Below are 16826 nucleotides of genomic sequence, written 5' to 3'. Positions count from 1 at the left end.
GCGGCCGGCGAGTTCCGCCGTCGGGCCTTCAGGGAGCAGGGAGGTACTTGCGCCCCAAGGTCAGCCATCCCGGTTTGGTCTGGTCCTGGGATGCGTTGGCGAAGCGCAGTGGCACGCCGTTTGCGAGCGGGTTAACGGCGCGCACCACGAGGGTGTAGGTGCCGGGGGCCAGCCCGCTGACGCTCACAGGGGACTTCCACTGGACCGACATCCCGGGCTTCACGGCGGTGAGCTTCCACGACGTTCCCCATGTCCGGACCATGTTTCCTGCGCTGTCCACAGCGGCGATCTGTATAGGCCAGTCGTAATAGAAAGGAGCCACCCCCACGTTGCTGACCATCACACTGACGTCGCTCTGCCCGGCCACGGTTCCGCGGGTGACGGCGAAGGAGGTCGCGTGGAACCGGTAGCCCAGGGACTGGGCGGCCGCGGTGGCGTTGCTGAGCGCCTGTCCCGTGTATCCGGGGCTGAAGCCGTGCTGGTTCAGGAGCCAGGAGGCGTGGGTGGCTTGCACGCTGTCGGTGAATTTGTTGTCGGCACCGCTTTCCACCACGGGGCAGAGCATGGGAGCGTCAAAAATGCAGTGCTGGATTTCGGGCCTGAGTTCTCCGCCCACTGGCTGGGTGAGCCATTTCTGGGTGGCGCCGGCCTGCGCCATTTTGTCCATGAAATGCCACCCGGTCCCCGCCAATGTGCTCACGGCGAAGGAGTCGTCGTGGTAGCCCACGTTCAGGTTGCTGTTGGCGGCGTCCGGGTACCTGACCTGGAGCTTGGTTTTGGTGAAGGCCTTCGTGTAGGCCTGCAACACGCGCTGCTGGGAGGCCGGCGATGCGAGCCAGTTCTCGGCGGACGCCCACCCGTCATGAGGGTAGGTATGCCATTCGCCCCAGAAGCCCAGGAGGCCCATCTGGATGAACCCGATCCGCGGATCGCCGTTGTAGCGGGACCCCAGCGCGGCGATGAACCCATCCATGGCGTCCAGAAGGCGGGGGTCGTCGTAGTTCGGGGAGACGCTGATCCCGCCATTGCCGTGGTCCCAGTAGGCATGGGTGGCGAGGCCGGAATTCAGGAGGTATGCGGGGACGCCGGAGGGCTTCCCCGGATAGTCCAGGTAGAACCTGAAGACCGCCTGGTGGCCCCTCGCGGCAATGGCGTTCAGCTGCGCTTCAAAACTTGCCCAGTTGTACGTGCCCGGGCCGGTCACCACCGAACTGACCGGCACGTAGAACCATTCCATGGAGTGCGGCACCCCGGTATAGCTGCCCGCGAACGGAACGAAACCCGCCAAGGGATTACTCGCTGGAACAGGACCAGCCGCCAGGGAAACCCACTCCCCCGGGGGGTCCGCGGCTTCCGCTGCGGGAATGGTGGACGCGGACGGGACTATCAGCAACAGCACCGCGACAAAGCAGGAGACAAAGGCGGCAGTAAAAAGCCGTCCGCGTCGCTTGCTCCCCAGCAGGCAATACCTCAATGTATTCAATTGCACTTCCCCCTGAGACACGGTGCCAAGCACCAATGAGACCAAGCAGTGACAAACACCGGTGAGACCAGGACGTACCACGCCACCACCCCTGGCGGCACTGCAACCTCAGCACGTGGGACTGATCATAAGGCTTGAAACGGGATTGTCCTCAGGAAAGCCCACATCTTTTTTCAGAATGTCGGGGCACGGATCAGTCCCGGCCCAAGGAAGGAATTATGAGCCATCACCAAACCCGGCAGGATGAGCGGGGAGCCCCAGCGAACAGTGACGTCGCGGCCCGCCCTGCGGACGCCGCCTGGCTCGTGGACCGGTCAGTCCTCGACCGGCTGGGAAAAGAACTGGACGACGACGGCGAGGGGTACACGAAGGTTTTTGTCGCCAACTTCATCACGTGCCTCCCGGGCAGGATCGAACGGCTGCGGCTGGCGCTGACCACCGGAGACCTGGAAGCAGCAGTGGATGCAGTGTTAAGCCTGAAAACGTCCAGCCAGATGGTGGGCGCAGAGCGGCTGGCCGGCCTGGCCATGGATCTGGAAACGGAAGTGCGCGGTAAGGCTTCGCGCTCAGACATGATGGCGCTGCCGAAGCTGGCAGCGGCATTCTTGAGTCCCATTGCCCGGTGTGGCAGCCAGACGGTGCACATCCTTGATCAATGGGCCCGAGCAGGATCGGTGAACCTGAGATAAACCACCGTATTGGCCGTTTAACGATGCCCTTCCGAGACGGATGCCGGTATAGTCTGTACGTTTCGAAAACTCCTTGACCCCTTCCTGCGGTGGGGCCACACTCGGTGAAGACGATAGGCAAAAACGGCTACCGGCCGGTGATCGGAAGCCTCCTTTCAGCGGGGCGGGGCGCGAATTCGTCAACAGGGAAAATAACAACGAGTGGGGGTATCAGTGATGGGCATTGACAAGTTGTGGGACCGGCTTGAGCCTGGAACGCGGCAATGGCTGGTGGACAATCCCGGCTGCAGGATTCTTCCCCGGACCGTGGTGGCCGCTATCGCGAAGGCCACGGGCGAAGAGCTGGAGCAGGATAGGCACGGTGAAACCGTCCTCTCCCCCAGCGACTGCGAGTTCATCCGCACCGCCTCGCAGCTTCAGGACGCCACCAGCCACAAGTCCCCGTAACCCCGGCCCAAGTCAGCCTAAGCATCAGTGGTAAGGACACGGTGCTGGGCCTGCGTTCTGTACGCCAGAGTCTCGTCCCGCTGCTAGAGCAGCGTTCCCGCGAGGAAGGCTGCGTAGCACGCAACAGCCGCGATCGCGACGCCGTCACGGGTCCGCTTGGGTGCATCCAGCGCAATCAGGACGCCCACGACGGCAAGGAGTGCCCAGCAGGCCGGATGACCCCAGCGGATGGCGAGTTCCTGCACTCCGGAGGTCTGCGCGGCCTTGTCCGGCACGATGACAGTCCACACCACGGCCATGCCGGCTGCCGCGACAGCCCCCGCCAGGCCGAGCGCCTTCCGGTGGCTCCGGGCCCATGCGGTCAGCATCGGCCGCAGAGGACCGCCTTCCCGGCGCCGCCTACCCCTCATGCTCCGGACACCCCCTTCCGGCGGCCCCGCGTCCGCAGCCGCCACGCCCACATAGTATCTCCGCGGCGTTTCTGGCGTGACTAGGGTGGCACCCGCGCCGAAAGACCCTTGTCCCCTTCCTTGCGCGGGCACCAAATTCGGAGGACGCGCAGGGCACGGAGGGGACACATGCAGTCCTGCGGCTTCCTGGCCGCAGCGGGCACCGCGGTTTTCCAAACACAACGAAATTTCAAAGGTGGGGGCGTCTGTCATGAACATTGAGAAGTTGTGGGACCGGCTTGAGCCTGGAACGCGTCAGTGGCTGGTGGACAATCCCGAGTGCAGGATCCTTCCCCGGACCGTGGTGGCGTCGATTGCCAAGGCCACCGGCACCGAGCTGGAGCAGGACAGGCACGGTGAAATCAGTCTTTCCTCCAGCGACTGCGACTTCATCCGCACCGCCTCTCGGCTTCCGGAGGCCAACACCCAGACCTCCCCCTAACGTCGGTTGTGGCGGGATTTCGTATCCGTCATCCCCTAGAACTGCAACGATGCTGCGCGGTTCTGCCTACACTGGAAGACGAATTGTACGTGTGAGGCAGATTACTGACGGGGGCCGTGGGCGCAGTGGCAGCCAGGGATGCCGGGACGGAACCTGTCCCGCTGGACGAGATTGACCGCAGGATCATTGCGGAGCTGACCAGGGACGGCCGCATGTCCGTCACGCAGGTGGCGGAGAACGTGCATATTTCGCGGGCGCACGCCTATACCCGGATCGCCCGGCTCACGGGTGAGGGCGTGCTGTCCAGGTTCACGGCACTGGTGGACCCCATCAAGGCAGGTCTGCGCTCGTCCGCCTACGTGACCCTGAAGCTGAAGCAGGACGCCTGGCGCGAACTGCGCGACCAGCTCGGCGCCATCCCCGAGGTGCACCACGTAGCCCTGGTGGGCGGCGACTTCGACGTGATCCTGCTGGTCCGCGCCGTGGACAACATCGACCTGCGCCGGGTCATCTTCGACCAGCTGCAGTCCATGCCCGGCGTGCTGGACACCCAGACGTTCCTGGTGTTCGAGGACCTGGATACACGGTAGGTCCGTTACCGGTACCCGGTGGAAAAGCAGCGCAGGCAACAGAACTAGCGCGAGACCTTTCCCGTAGCTTGCTTGGCAGCCATCCGGTACAGCTCACGGTAGCTCGGGACCTTCAGCCCCTCCGGGAAGTGGGCTTCCCTGTACTGCCAGCTTTCCAGGCAAGCACGTGAACAAAACACGGGCGGAGGATTCCGCCGCAACGACAATCCGCAGAACCGACATTTTGGCCCCAGCCCCAAGACTCGAATCACTGTTCGCAACATTCCTGCAGGTTACGCTCGCAGCTCTGCCCGTTGACCAGTATGCGGTACCTGTATTCCGGGGCTTCCTATACCTACCGCAAGGCACTTACGCAGCTCCGCGTAGCCATTTCTCTACGGCATTCCCAAGGCTCTGCCTGCAGGCCAGCAACTTTAGCGGTAACCGTCCACAATCGCTGCGGCGATTTCTTTGTAGGCGCGGCGCGTCTCAGGCTTGAGCACATCCAGGGTCACCAGGTCTCCATCGGCCACCCCGCGGTCGTGCGGGACAGCAATGAGTTCCCGGCAGATGCCGGCCAGGTATTCCTCGATGGCGTCCTTGTCCACGCGCGATGAAACCTCATCCTTGTCGGTGATCACCACAACCGCATTCCGCGCCAGGTCGTCATACCCGTGGCTGGCAAGCCACTGCAGGGTGCTCCGAGCGCGCTTGGCACCGCTCACCGCATAGCCCGCTGCGATGACCAGGTTGTCCGCGGACTGCAGGATCCCGCTCATGGCATTATGCGTCACTCCGGTGCCGCAGTCGGTCAGGGCTACGGAGTAGTAGGCGGAGATCAGCTTGCGGATTCGCAGATACTCCTCGGCAGTGAGCGAGTCCGAGACCTCAGGGTCCTGCTCCCCCGCAATCAGATGAAGCCGGCCGGCGTGGTGCATATACCTAGACAAGGAGGTCAGCGAGTCGATGGACTCGATGTTTTCCAGCAAATCCGAAATGGTGCGCGGGCTGGACTGCTGGTAGATACCCTCCCCCAGTGCGCGCTCCACCAGGTCCCCAGAGTCAGGGTTTGCGTCGATAGCGCATGGAGCGTCCCCGCGGTACTCAGCGAGTGTCAGCCCTACACCCACCGTCGTAGAAGTCTTACCGATGCCGCCTTTGAGGCTGAGAACTGCAGTGTTGTAACTGCCTTGCAGCTGGCGAGAAATGCGGCGGCCCAGTTCTTCCTCCTGGCGCTGCTTCGGACTTGGGCCCAGGTTCCAGGCGCCGCCCGTCATGCTGTAGATCGCACCTCGGAGACCGCCTCTGGGACGCGGTTTTTGTTCTTTCACGAACAGACCCGGAGAACTGACGAAGTCTGGCATGGGGTTCTCAGCGATCGTGTCTGCCACTGTTGGCCGCGTGCGACGGAAGGCGGGAGTCTCAGTGGAAGCACCCAATGGCGACAGCTCGGCTTCCAGGGCACGCGCTCTTGAGACGGAGATGATGGCGTCGTCCGTGGCTGGCTGCTCCGGGACCGCTGAGAAAGCCGGGGAATGGGTAGGCGGCGGGGTGTGAGAGGCAGGCTTTGCAGCGTCCGCTGCAGCTGCCGCCTCCGCCCACGAAGTCCTGCGGGTTGGAACCCGGCCAGCGTCGGGCTGACCAGAAGAGCTAGGTGTTACGGCTGGCATGGTTCCTGCCCGGACATCCGACAGCTCCCCATCGTCGCGACGAAGGTCGCGGCGTCGGCGCGGCTGCTCTGCATCCTCTGCGTTGGCGCGTGCATTCTGATCAGCCGGATCGGGCATAGCTGTCCCCCAGGACTTTTCGGCAAAACTTCGGTGCTGCACTAGTTCAAACTGTAAGTCTAGGGGTTGTGGCAGCTTCGACGGGTCAGATGCGGGTGAGTGCGGCGGCCACCACAGCTATGGTAAGGATCAGCAGAACAACCAAGGCGGTGTAGCCCTGCCACTTCGGACGGCCTTTGTGTGGATTGATGTCTACATACGGCATGGCTAGCGGCGGCAATCCTGTCCAGCGGGGGCAACGCTACGCCGCGCAGCGCGTCGCTTGAGCCGCAGCCTCTGGTAAAAGAAAAAGTAGGGTACCAGCAGGCTGCCCAACAGCGCGGTGAGCGCAAGGGCGAACTCGGGTATAGCCAAAACAGCCTCCATCGATCACGGTGGTCCCCATCGACCACGACCTAATCACGTGGTGCGTCGATTGACAAGTCATGTCAGCTGCAGATCTGAGTCTGGCGAGATTACCGGCGCAGAGACATTGGCACCACGGCCGCCGCAGCAGCTAACAGAGTGGACACCATAAAATATGAAAGTACCCTCATATTCCGCTTCCGTAGCTCTCCGCGAAAGTACCGAACGCGGTACGGGTCAGAGTAATTATTTATGTCACATAGGGAAAGAACACAGCCTCAAGGTTTTCTCAAGTCACTAAGTTTGTTACAGAGTGGATGCTCCCTACGATCACAGATAGCGCCTCGCCCCCGATGTGCGTATGCCGCCCTCGGACACCGGGAACAGCCAGGGCACAGGCAACAAAAAGAAGACGATCGTGTCGGTCGGCGTGGGCATGGCTACTTAGGACACGAAGTCCTCCTGACCATTGAGGTAATTGTGATATCGGTATCGATACCGGGGATCTACCCCTTTTTGACGAGCATCTAGAGTCCACAAGCATTTAGCTGAAGCCTTGGGGGTTGCTGCTCTGCCACCTCCAATGGTCCTCACACATCTGGGTCAAGTTTTTCCGGGCTGACCATCCAAGGTCTGCCAGCGCCGCCGACGGATCCGCATAACTCACAGCCGCGTCGCCGGGCCTTCTTGGTGCAAACTCGTAGGGCACGGCAAATCCGGCGGCCCGTCCGAAGGCATCTATGACTTCCAATACAGAAGATCCGCGCCCTGTTCCCAGGTTCCAGCGAAAGACGCCAGCTTTGTCTTGGAGATAAGAAAGCGCGGCAAGGTGCCCGGCGGCAAGGTCCATAACGTGAATGTAATCCCGCACCCCGGTGCCGTCGGCCGTTGGGTAATCATTACCATATACGAGCACCTTCTCACGGCGCCCGACCGCGACTTGAGCGACAAACGGCAGTAAATTGTTGGGGACTCCCTGTGGGTCCTCTCCAATGAGACCCGATTCGTGTGCCCCTACCGGATTGAAGTACCGGAGCAAAGCAATCGACCAGCTCGATTGAGCAGCGCCCAAGTCAGAAAGTATGTCCTCGATCTGTTCCTTGGTTCGGCCGTAGGGGTTTGCGGCGTCCAAGGGCGTCTTTTCATTTAGTGGAACATTTTCGGACGCGCCGTAAACAGTGGCCGAGGAGCTGAATACCAACCTACGCACGGCCGCATTTTCCATGCTTTGCAGGAGGTTTAGGGTTCCAACAACGTTGTTCTGATAGTACAGAAGCGGCTTTCCCACAGATTCACTAACCGACTTCAGACCAGCGAAGTGAACAACGGCATCGAATTTGATTTGCGCAAATATCTGGTCAACGGCAAGGGCATCGAGCAGGTCGACCTCGCGTAGGTCGACCTGCTTCCCTGTTAACCGCTCTACGCGTCGCAACGATTCGGATTTTGAATTACTGAGATTGTCGAGCACTACGACATCGTGTCCCTCTTCCAAAAGGCAAAGCGATGTGTGCGACCCAATGTATCCGGCTCCGCCGGTAACCAATACTTTCACGCGATAAGTATAAGGGCGGGCGTTCCGGCGGGTTTCACCTTCGTCCGTCCAGCTCACAATAGAAGCAATAAGGCTAGTAATCCGAAACTATCGGGGAGCGGAACAACAACGCAGCCGGCAACGAAAGGCTTGTCTGACCTCGCCGACCTCGGTTAGCCGCGCCCATGCGTCGAGGGGCCGGCAGCCAGTATTTCGTCGTGTCGCACCTCATTGGTTCCGCCGACACGCTTGACGTTACTGCCGCCGCACTAACGGTCTTCATCGTGGCCGTCCTCCGGTGGTAGGCACCACTCTTCAGCAGCGCTTCAGCCGCGAGCTGACTTGCAGTGGCGTGACCAGTGCAGCACGTCTGGCAACATGAAAAATGACCACGGAGTTGACGTGCGGCGTTTGCCAGCCCAATGACGCTGACCTCATAGCGGCGTATAGCGGGATAGACCGGAGCCAGTCACGAGGAGGTGGAGCCTCCAGCGAAGTTGCTGCATGACGTCTAGCGGCTACAACGGGGATCCCGACTGCTTTAGTTCATAGGCGCTGTCGTATACACTGCGAATTCCGTTCACCCAAGGCGTTTCACGGTATCTACGCTCGAAGACCTTCCGGCAGTGGGAGCGCATCGACGGAAACGACGTAGCTGCTGACTCGAGGGCGTCTGCGAGTGCACCGTGGACCACCGCCCCCGTGTCATCCTCCCTTATGAAGGACGCCACGACAGACGGCTCCCAGGCAAGAACCGGCGTACCGGCGGCGAGCGCCTCCATGTATACAAGACCGAAGCCCTCCAACCACCGCGACGGGAAAACGACTCCCACAGCGCCCCGCATCAGATCCATCAGATGGTCACGCGTTACGGCACCGAGCATCTTGACGTTCTTGCCTCTAGCGGCGGCGCGAACCTCATCTTCAAGTTCGCCTTGTCCGGCAATCAGGAGCGGGCGCTTTGACGGCCACTCTTCAACCAGAGGCAGGATGCCTTTTTCGTGAGAAAGCCTGCCTCCATACAGCCAGTAATCACCGCCACATCCAGCGCCGCCATCCAGCGCGTCGGGCAGGAAGTGCGGAAGCACGTAAAGCTTCTCAGAAGGGACGCCGTAGGACGCATAGGTCGACCTCATTTGGCTACTGAGAGCCACTACTGCGGAGGCCTCAGTAAAGAATGGATCGCGCTCAAACTTCTGCCCTAACGCGACCGGAATGGACGCCACCCGACCCTTGTAGCAGCCACGCTGAACGGCTGGCAAGGAAGACTTCCTATCAGCGCAATCAGTGCAGAGCTTGCCATCACGATAGAACGTCCCAGCAGCGCACATCGGCCTGTAGTTGTGTAGAGACGAGACGACCGGGGCGACCGACTTCCTAAGCCACTGTTTGCCGTAGTTCGGAAACAGGTTGTGCACATGGATGATGTCGGGATTGAAATTCGTAAGGCATTGGGGACTTGGACCTTTACCCGTGGCCACAGTCAATGCTGCCTCTAATGGGTAGAGCATACTCCGCTCCCTTTCGTCCGTATGCTGGGCGAAAACCTCTACGGCATAACCAGCTCGTCGTAGTGCATCTGCCTGCTGTTGGACAACCACGTTCTCCCCACTTGGCACTCCGGAAGAGTAGAAGCTGTGGACGATAGCCACGCGGTATAAGTTGTCCCGGTCATCTGCAGCACTAGTCGTCCCCATGTCCCAATCATAGGTCTGCGTTCTGGCCCATACGAACGCGGGCCCCTCGAGGCGCTCATGAATACTTGACGTTGGCGGAGTACGCGTCCGGCAGTCACTAGGCAGGTGACTCCTAACCTCATTCCGCAATCGGCTCCTCACCCAATTCTGCGTAATGCGAAATTCGGTCTTTCCGTCTGGGCTGGTATCGGACCTATGAGCACGTCGTTCGCGGGACCTCATGCCTACAAACACCCGGCACGCCTTGCAGCGCTATTTTCGACATGTTCGCTGTCATTGCGGCGCCGGCGCCGCATTCAATGAGAGGTGCGCCCGAGTAGTAGGCGGCGAGGAACCTGCTGTTTCTCAGGTACTCCTCGGCGGTAAGCGCGGCTAAAGCATCGGGCTCGTGCTGCCCTGGACTCAGGTGCACGCAGCCAGCGTGGCGTATGTACCCGACCAGTGCGGTAGGGCAGCCAACAAACGCGAAATTGCAGAACAGGTCGGTGATCGTGCGGGGAGTGGACTGTTAGTCGAAGCTCTCCCCCACTGCGCGCTCCATCAAGATCCCTGAACTGACTTGGCATCGAGCGCAAATCCATCCCCCAGTGCTGTATTCGGTCGGTAAGGCCCACGCCAATGGACTCTCTTTCCTTAGCCCCAGCAAGCCGGAGTCATAGCCGATGCCTGAAACCTGAGTATGTTCCGGTGGTCCAATGATTCACTACCTGCACCCGTCAGACAGGGTCGCGTCGTTCTATATGTGTATCGATCTGAGACGTTGCGGACTTAGTGAGCACACCGAGAGTTTCGCCATGCCTAAAATTTTGGGTTTCCTCTTGTGGATTCAGCGTGTTCATTCTCGTAAAACGGCTAACGGTTAAGGCTGACTCTGCGGGAGATATGACCTCAGGGCTGGACCGCTGGATAGGGCCGGGGACAAGGATTGCAAGCAGCAGGGCGCCCAAGAGGACGGAATAATTGAACCCGTAGTTGTGCAACGTGAGGGGCACTTCGGTCAGCATGAAGAACAGTGTCATCACCGTAACTGCAACGTATGGGGCGTCTCGTGTTCTTGTCAGCGACCACGCCAGCGCGAGGGCAACACCGCCCATGAGCAACAAACCAATAGCTCCACCCTCAATCAAGGCTTCGAGAAACTGATTGTGGGAGTTGTTGAAAAAGAGCACGGAGAGTGGAGAACCCGTCGCGTTATCGAAGGTAAACGCACCCCAACCAAGCACCGGATGTGCGGTCCAGTTCGTAGCAACCAGATGCCACACGACTGTCCTGGAGTTGAGCGTTGTCACGTCTGATGCGAGGGATGAATCATCAAATGAGGACACTATGGTGGGCCAAAGGAAGATTACGAGCGGGGCGCCAAAGAGTGCTGTGTTAATCCCTCGAACCAGCGGGGACTTCCGCGCGCTCACGATCCAGTAGCTGGCGCCAGCGACCGCCATGCCAACGGTGAGTGTCCTGGCCTCCGCAAGGAACAGGATGGCAAGGCACGCGAGCACATTAAGCAACCTGAGTCGGCGCCCGTCCCGGATGGTTAAGAAAAAGGCTATTGCAGCTGTGAAGGCGAGACCGTTGGGATGGGGAGTGACACCGGCGAGCCGAAATTCGACCCCCGAGATGACCGTCCGCCGCGGGAGGTCGCCCAAAGCGTGGGCAAGATCAAGAAGAGCGTAAGCGAGGCTCATCCAAACTACGGCGACGCTAATTCGCCTCACGGTTTGGCGAAGATCTTCGCGGGTCGAACTAGTTCTCCACACCGCGACGGTCAGCCCGGGGAGGTAAAGCAATCCCATGGCGACGGCCCACGTGACCTCGCCTATCTGACCGTTCATCAGGGCCGACGTGGCGATGACCGCTGAGAACACGAGCAGGGCCACCGGCACGAAAGGGTAGACTGCACGTCCCCGAATTCCCCAGACACCAACGATACCGGCCAACAGCACGCCCGGGAATACAAAGCCAGCAACGAGGCTAAGTAATGCAGATACGCTAATCATCTCCTGTGATGCGAGAACGCTCGACATAACAGCGGTAAGCGCCATGGCCCAGAGCAAGATCCGGAGCGGGCGCCCCTGATACTTCGCATCCCACGATGGCCATGAATGGATAGCTATTAGACCCCAAACAAGGCCTGTCGAGGCAACCAAGGCCAACAGCAATGATGTAGTCATACTTCCCCCATGCGGATTCGGTGCGCCGGTAGAGTCTATCCTGCAATCAATAAGAGGCAGGTCGGTGGCATGTGCCCGGCTCGATTGACCTATTCGTGATTGCTTCGGCGTTGTCCACGTGTGGGCGAATGAGAGTACGCCACCTCGCCCAGCACCGATCCGCACAGCCCGCTCGTACGAGGTCGAAAGTTCCAAGAATAATTTCAGTGGCAGGTCGAATAATCTCTTGCAGCGACAGCAGCGATATACCAGTCCGTTTCCCTCTATTTGTCAGGACCAGGTCCCCACGCCGACGAAACCTTTAGGACTTCTGACACTCTTTGGCTATCACCATTAGGGTTTGCCTACTAAGAAAACGAGGTGAGCTCCCTGCGGAAAGTGGGGTGAGATTCGACTCGAATCCGAGTGCGACCATTCGGCGTTGGAGGCGTTTCCTGGCGCGTTCGGGGTTCGTTTTGTCGTAATGATCGATGCCGAGTTCGTTGTAAGCGACTCCGTCGTGAAGCATGTTCCAGACGATTACGAGCAGCGTGTATTGGGAGTGCGACCACGGCGCGCGGGGCGCCTACATGGGACTGAATGCGACGGTATTTCACGGCGAGGTAGGTTGTTTTTGATTGGGACACGGACATCGCCGCGATTCCCAGCGCTTCTTTGAGTCTGGCCGAAGCGGACGCCGCCGGAGTGATCGACTGGACGGTTTTTGTGGGCTCGACCATCAATCGAGCCCACTAGCGCGGGACGTAACTTCCCCGCACCACAAGGGGAACTCCCGAATTACAAGAAACTGTTTGCTGAACCCCCGGATCACGCCATCGGCCGCTCCCGCGGCGGGCTGAGCACCAAGATCCACCACGCCTGCGACGGCAAAGGCCGACCATTGGCAATGCAATGATTCTCGGCCCCGGCCAGGGCGGCGATTCGCCCATGTTTCCGGTCGTCATGGAGGCAGTAAGGGTTTCCCGCCTCGGCGGAGGCCGCGCCAGGACCCGCCCGGATCCGTCATGGGCGACAAGGCTTACTCGTATAGGGCAGACCGGGCACTGCTGGACGGGGCATCAAAGCCGTCATCCCGGAACCCTCGACCAAATAGGACACCGCAAACGCCGCGGTTCACGCGGCGGACGCCCCGTGAACTTCGACGCCGAGACCTACAAAGGCCACAACACTGTGGAGATCCTTCGGTCTCTTCAAACAATGGCGCGGCATCGCGCCCGTTATAACAAACTCGCACTGACCTATCGAGCCGGCGTCGTCCTCTACGCCGTTGTCATCTGGCTACGCCAAAAATGAGACACGCCCTAGGTGAGAGTCAGATCAGATGCTTCTCCGTGGGGGCATTACTCCGCCGCACCTACCCGCGACGTGAGGGTTGGGACGGCACTCCCAAAGTAGGGGCTGAATTCGAGGACAAAGCAAAGTGGCAAGAATATCGAATGAGGATAGCACCGCGGCTCTCCTGACAGGACGGAAATGCGCTCAGGCAACCGCCCTACGTGTCCACTTGAGGTGCAAGCCCGTCCTTCTCGGGAAGGGGCATTTGACTCCTTAAATAATACAAGCTCGTATGTCGTATGGAATTCCGAGATGAAATTCAACGGAACCCCAAAGGGCGCCAGCACTATGGTTACACTTCTGACATTCATGCCATCGCCACCGTGCTAGCGTGGCCCCATGAAAATCGTTCATCTCATGGGGCCGCTGAGACCAAGTGGCATGGAGCGGATGTTCCTGTCCGCCGCTACCCACTTCCGAGCGGCAGGCGTAGAAGCCGTCATTGTCGGTCAAGGCAGTGACCAGCCGTTCGCGCAATATCTCGCCCAAGCTGGCTATAGTGTTGAGATCATCCCAGTTGTCAAATCCTATAGTGGGGCAAAGGCCTGGGCGAGCCTTCTGCGGAAACATCGCCCTGACGTCGTTCACATCCACACAGAAGGAGCGTTCGGGGTCTCAGCGTTGGTGGCGAAAAGGTCGCTACCGGCAACGCCGATCGTGCGCACAGTCCACAGCATCTTCCGACCGACTGGCAAAGCCAAGCTAAGCCGCCGCCTGCAAGGAGTGGCCGCCGACCGGGTAGTGGCCGATTTTATTGCCGTGTCCCCCGAGGTAAGCGAAAACGAGCGCTCCTACAATCGAGACGCGCGAGTGATATTCAACTGGGTTGATGATAAATACTTCCAAACTGGGGCGGCCCGGACCCTAAAAGTGGGGAAACCGTCTGCAGTTATTGTCGGGAATTCCTCGCCCATTAAGAACCAGGTGCTCGCTTTAAGAGCAGTTCGGAATTCAGGTTTGGACCTGTACTTCCACGGGGATGAGGCAGGTGCTACGCAGGAGGAGATAAGCATCCTCAACGCGTTAGAACACGAGGGCAGACTTCGTCACAGAGGTACTTCTGATCCTCTCGCCAGTCTTCTTCAAGGATCTGTGTTTCTTCTCCCCAGTCGACACGAAGGTCTAGGGATTGCCTTAGCCGAGGCACTCGTGGCTGGACTACCTGCACTCGTGAACGACGTACCAGGCCTTCGCTGGGCACGTGACTTCCCGAACGTAACTGTTCTCCCTATTGACCAAGATGCGTGGAACGTTGCTGTGAAAAGTGCTGAACAGAACCCCAACTTTGAGGCGACGAAGGGGGATCCGCTTCCTATCGACTTATCGCCGGCCCGTGGCGTAACCGAGTATGTCGACCTCTATACCAGCGTTAGCGTCAGCTAACTAAGGTACACCGTTGAGCCCCGGCCGCTTACGCCTCTGCGGCGTCCGCTCGCACTCCTTTACCTAGTTTGGGACTAGCGTGCCTCCCTGACAACTTGCATCTTCCGACCGCCTCGCATGCGTAGATGTGCAGATATTATTGACCGCCGTTCCCGCGATGGAGGGCGATACAACACGGACAAAAGGACTCGAACATGAGGACTGTCGTAATTCTCCAAGAATATGTTCCGCAATACAGGATCCCGTTCTTTGAACGCCTGATTGCTCTGGGTGACTCCCATTCAATTCGAATTGAAGTCGCGGCGGGACGCCCAAACACAACGCAAGACAAACGACAAGACAGCGTTCTCGCCGATTTTATTTCCCCAATTCGGCAACGTGAATTTCGCTTAGGTAAACGCAGGATCGTTATCCGAGACACGCGCTCTGTCATCCGATCCGCAGATCTAATCATCATGGAGCAAGCGAGGCGCAACATAGATGCCTATCGGCTCTTACTCTGGCCGCGGCGCAGCCAAAAGGTCTCTCTGTGGGGCCACGGCAAAGACTTCGTTCTGAGCCCCTCTTGGTTCAGTCGCACCCTGTTGAATCGTCTCACAAACTCGGCAGACTGGTTCTTTGGCTACACCGAGGCTTCCCGAGCCGCTGTAGTCGGGGCCGGCTTCCCCTCTGCACGAACCACTGTCGTTAGGAACTCCATCGACACGGGCGAGCTCCAGAAGCAACTACTCGAAATCTCGGAACAAGAAATTGCAGAGTTTCGCGGGGAATACGAGTTGACCCGTTCAACGGCAGTGTTCATAGGAGGTTTGGACGAGTCGAAACGTTTGCCCTTTCTTTTTGAGGCCGGAAGGCATGCTTATGAGAAAGACGCAAACTTCCGCCTGCTTGTGATCGGCAGCGGGCCGCAAAGAGATTACGTTGAGCGTCGGGCGAAAGAGGAACCTTGGTTAAGGTACTTAGGACCAAGGTTCGGGAGAGAAAAGGCCTTAGCTATAGCGTCCTCAGAGGTCATCTGCATGCCAGGCCGAGTTGGCTTGGTTGCTGTAGATAGCTTCGCTGCCGCACGACCAATCGTTACGACGACGTGGCCATGGCACGGACCCGAATTTGAATATTTAGTTGACGGACGAACCTGTCTTATCACAACCGACAATGAAAAAGTCTACGCCGAGGCGCTGGTGACCTTGTTGAAGGACAGGGGACGATTGGCCGTCATGCAGGAACACTGCCGCGACTCGAGAGCCGAGTATTCAATCGAGGCTATGGTTTCTAGATTCTTTGAAGGAATTCAGCTTGCGCTGGAATTGAAGGATTAGCGATCCTCAATCAACCATATGATGGTACTTCGAGATTGTTCCCTCTACAGTGGGCACCGCATCAGCAATTGAAACTTGTCCGCGCTCCTAGCGGTTTCTCACGGCGGCCTCCCTCGCGTACAAAAATTCGTGATGCTATGTCGGCTCTTCCTATGGAGTCTTGGACCGGCTGGTCTGGCTCCTTGATGGGTGTGGCGGCCCTGTTGGGATGAGTGTGTCTAGCATTCAACCTGGAACAGGACCACGAGCCCTTGAACGAGCCTCGCAGCCGACGCTGCCACCATCCTCTTCAACCTGCCCGACTACCACGTCATCTCCACCACCATTACTGCCGGCCGCCGGCAGGTCATTATCGAAACCGACCAGCCGCCGGGCTGCCCAAGCTGCGGAGTCATCGCATCCCAGCGGAAGGAACGCCGGCTTCAACGGCTCCGTGATATCCCCGTCGACGGGCCGGTGGATGTGCTCTGGTCCAAGTACCGCTGGTACTGCGAAGAGTCAGCGTGCGACCGGCTTTCGTTCTTCCAATCCACGCCGCAAGTGCCGCGCCGTGCCCGCTCGACCAGTCGACTGCGGGACCAGCACGTGGACCCGGTCATCCGCTCCGGCAGGGCTGTCTCGGAGACACCTGCCGGGTTCGCCGTGGCTTGGTGGATGGTCCGGGCGGCGGTGACCGGGGCCTGCCTGCTGCGGCTGCCCGACGTGGACAAGCTCAGCCCGCGGATGCTGGGCATTGATGAACACCGGTTCCGGTCCGTGCGCCACTTCCAGGACCTGGCCATGAAAGTGTGGACACGGTTCGAGCCATGAATGACAACCATCGTGGACCTGGATACCGATCAAGTCCTTGGCGTCGTCGACGGCCGAGACCACAAGGGCGTCGGGGACTAGCTCTTCGCCCGGCCCCTGCAGTGGCGCCTCGCAGCCAGGTCGTGGCGATCGATCCCTCTGCGGCGTTCCGCAAAGCCTTGCGGATGTGGCTGCCCCGCACCGCTGTCGCCGTCGATCACTTCCACCTCATCTCGCTGGCCAACCAGGCAATGACTGAGACCAGGCAGAACCTCTCCCAGCAGGTCAAGGGGGTCGCCGCGGCCGGGCAATCGACAAGGCCTGGGCCCACCGCATGCTCCTGCTGCGCTGAGGTGACACCCACAGCTGCCGGGTCGCCCTCCGGCT

Annotated in this window: 14 protein-coding genes and 2 pseudogenes; 10 read left to right on the top strand and 6 right to left on the bottom strand. The window is 59.6% G+C overall.

Annotated elements, in window-relative coordinates; genetic code table 11:
* Positions 1–28: 28 nt before the first annotated feature.
* Complete coding sequence (locus AC6CHP_RS00375; RefSeq protein ID WP_498227691.1) at positions 29–1288, bottom strand: DUF4832 domain-containing protein; 1260 nt, start codon at positions 1286–1288, stop codon at positions 29–31.
* A 413-nt stretch (positions 1289–1701) separates the two neighbouring features.
* Between AC6CHP_RS00375 and AC6CHP_RS00370 the strand changes: the two genes are divergently transcribed.
* Both AC6CHP_RS00370 and AC6CHP_RS00365 read left to right on the top strand, forming a co-directional pair.
* Entirely contained in the window at positions 1702–2172 is a 471-nt protein-coding gene (locus AC6CHP_RS00370) for an Hpt domain-containing protein (protein WP_498227689.1), read from the top strand.
* A gap of 216 nt (positions 2173–2388) precedes the next feature.
* Positions 2389–2619, top strand: coding sequence for a hypothetical protein (locus AC6CHP_RS00365; protein ID WP_498227688.1), 231 nt, complete (start codon positions 2389–2391; stop codon positions 2617–2619).
* A gap of 83 nt (positions 2620–2702) precedes the next feature.
* Here the strand turns inward: AC6CHP_RS00365 and AC6CHP_RS00360 are convergent, their stop codons facing one another.
* A complete protein-coding gene (locus AC6CHP_RS00360; protein WP_498227686.1) occupies positions 2703–2987 on the bottom strand; it encodes a hypothetical protein in 285 nt (94 codons plus the stop codon).
* A gap of 292 nt (positions 2988–3279) precedes the next feature.
* On the opposite strand from AC6CHP_RS00360, the gene AC6CHP_RS00355 reads away from it, so the two are divergent.
* Complete coding sequence (locus AC6CHP_RS00355; RefSeq protein ID WP_498227684.1) at positions 3280–3510, top strand: hypothetical protein; 231 nt, start codon at positions 3280–3282, stop codon at positions 3508–3510.
* A 125-nt stretch (positions 3511–3635) separates the two neighbouring features.
* Entirely contained in the window at positions 3636–4100 is a 465-nt protein-coding gene (locus tag AC6CHP_RS00350; RefSeq protein WP_251423172.1) for an Lrp/AsnC family transcriptional regulator, read from the top strand.
* Between the two features lie 413 nt (positions 4101–4513).
* Here the strand turns inward: AC6CHP_RS00350 and AC6CHP_RS00345 are convergent, their stop codons facing one another.
* The 4 genes from AC6CHP_RS00345 to AC6CHP_RS00330 all read right to left on the bottom strand — a co-directional run bounded on the left by AC6CHP_RS00345 (position 4514) and on the right by AC6CHP_RS00330 (position 11613).
* A complete protein-coding gene (locus tag AC6CHP_RS00345; protein WP_498227682.1) occupies positions 4514–5866 on the bottom strand; it encodes a MinD/ParA family ATP-binding protein in 1353 nt (450 codons plus the stop codon).
* Positions 5867–6755: 889 nt separating this feature from the next.
* On the bottom strand, positions 6756–7766 hold the full coding sequence (gene galE / locus AC6CHP_RS00340; protein WP_498227680.1) for a UDP-glucose 4-epimerase GalE: 1011 nt from the start codon (positions 7764–7766) through the stop codon (positions 6756–6758).
* Between the two features lie 497 nt (positions 7767–8263).
* Positions 8264–9397, bottom strand: a complete 1134-nt coding sequence (locus AC6CHP_RS00335; protein ID WP_498227679.1) for a glycosyltransferase family 4 protein — start codon at positions 9395–9397, stop codon at positions 8264–8266.
* Positions 9398–10158: 761 nt separating this feature from the next.
* Positions 10159–11613, bottom strand: a complete 1455-nt coding sequence (locus tag AC6CHP_RS00330; protein WP_498227677.1) for an O-antigen ligase family protein — start codon at positions 11611–11613, stop codon at positions 10159–10161.
* A gap of 1131 nt (positions 11614–12744) precedes the next feature.
* On the opposite strand from AC6CHP_RS00330, the gene AC6CHP_RS00325 reads away from it, so the two are divergent.
* The 6 genes and pseudogenes from AC6CHP_RS00325 to AC6CHP_RS00300 all read left to right on the top strand — a co-directional run.
* Complete coding sequence (locus tag AC6CHP_RS00325) at positions 12745–12906, top strand: hypothetical protein (protein ID WP_498227675.1); 162 nt, start codon at positions 12745–12747, stop codon at positions 12904–12906.
* A gap of 381 nt (positions 12907–13287) precedes the next feature.
* Positions 13288–14331: a glycosyltransferase gene (locus AC6CHP_RS00320; protein WP_498227673.1), complete on the top strand. Its 1044-nt coding sequence runs from the start codon at positions 13288–13290 to the stop codon at positions 14329–14331.
* 194 nt (positions 14332–14525) lie between these two features.
* Positions 14526–15650, top strand: coding sequence for a glycosyltransferase family 4 protein (locus AC6CHP_RS00315; RefSeq protein ID WP_498227671.1), 1125 nt, complete (start codon positions 14526–14528; stop codon positions 15648–15650).
* Positions 15651–15932: 282 nt separating this feature from the next.
* A pseudogene (locus AC6CHP_RS00310) lies at positions 15933–16088 on the top strand (ISL3 family transposase); the annotation flags it as partial.
* A 147-nt stretch (positions 16089–16235) separates the two neighbouring features.
* Positions 16236–16460 carry a hypothetical protein gene (locus AC6CHP_RS00305; protein ID WP_498227669.1) on the top strand — a complete coding sequence of 75 codons (225 nt, stop codon included), beginning with the start codon at positions 16236–16238 and terminating at the stop codon, positions 16458–16460.
* Positions 16457–16672 (top strand): annotated as a pseudogene (locus tag AC6CHP_RS00300) (transposase); the annotation flags it as partial. The gene AC6CHP_RS00305 and the pseudogene AC6CHP_RS00300, both read left to right, overlap by 4 nt.
* Positions 16673–16826 lie beyond the last annotated feature (154 nt).

The sequence above is a fragment of the Pseudarthrobacter sp. GQ63 genome (genome assembly GCF_059758765.1).
This window is presented reverse-complemented; position numbering and strand designations above follow the sequence as displayed.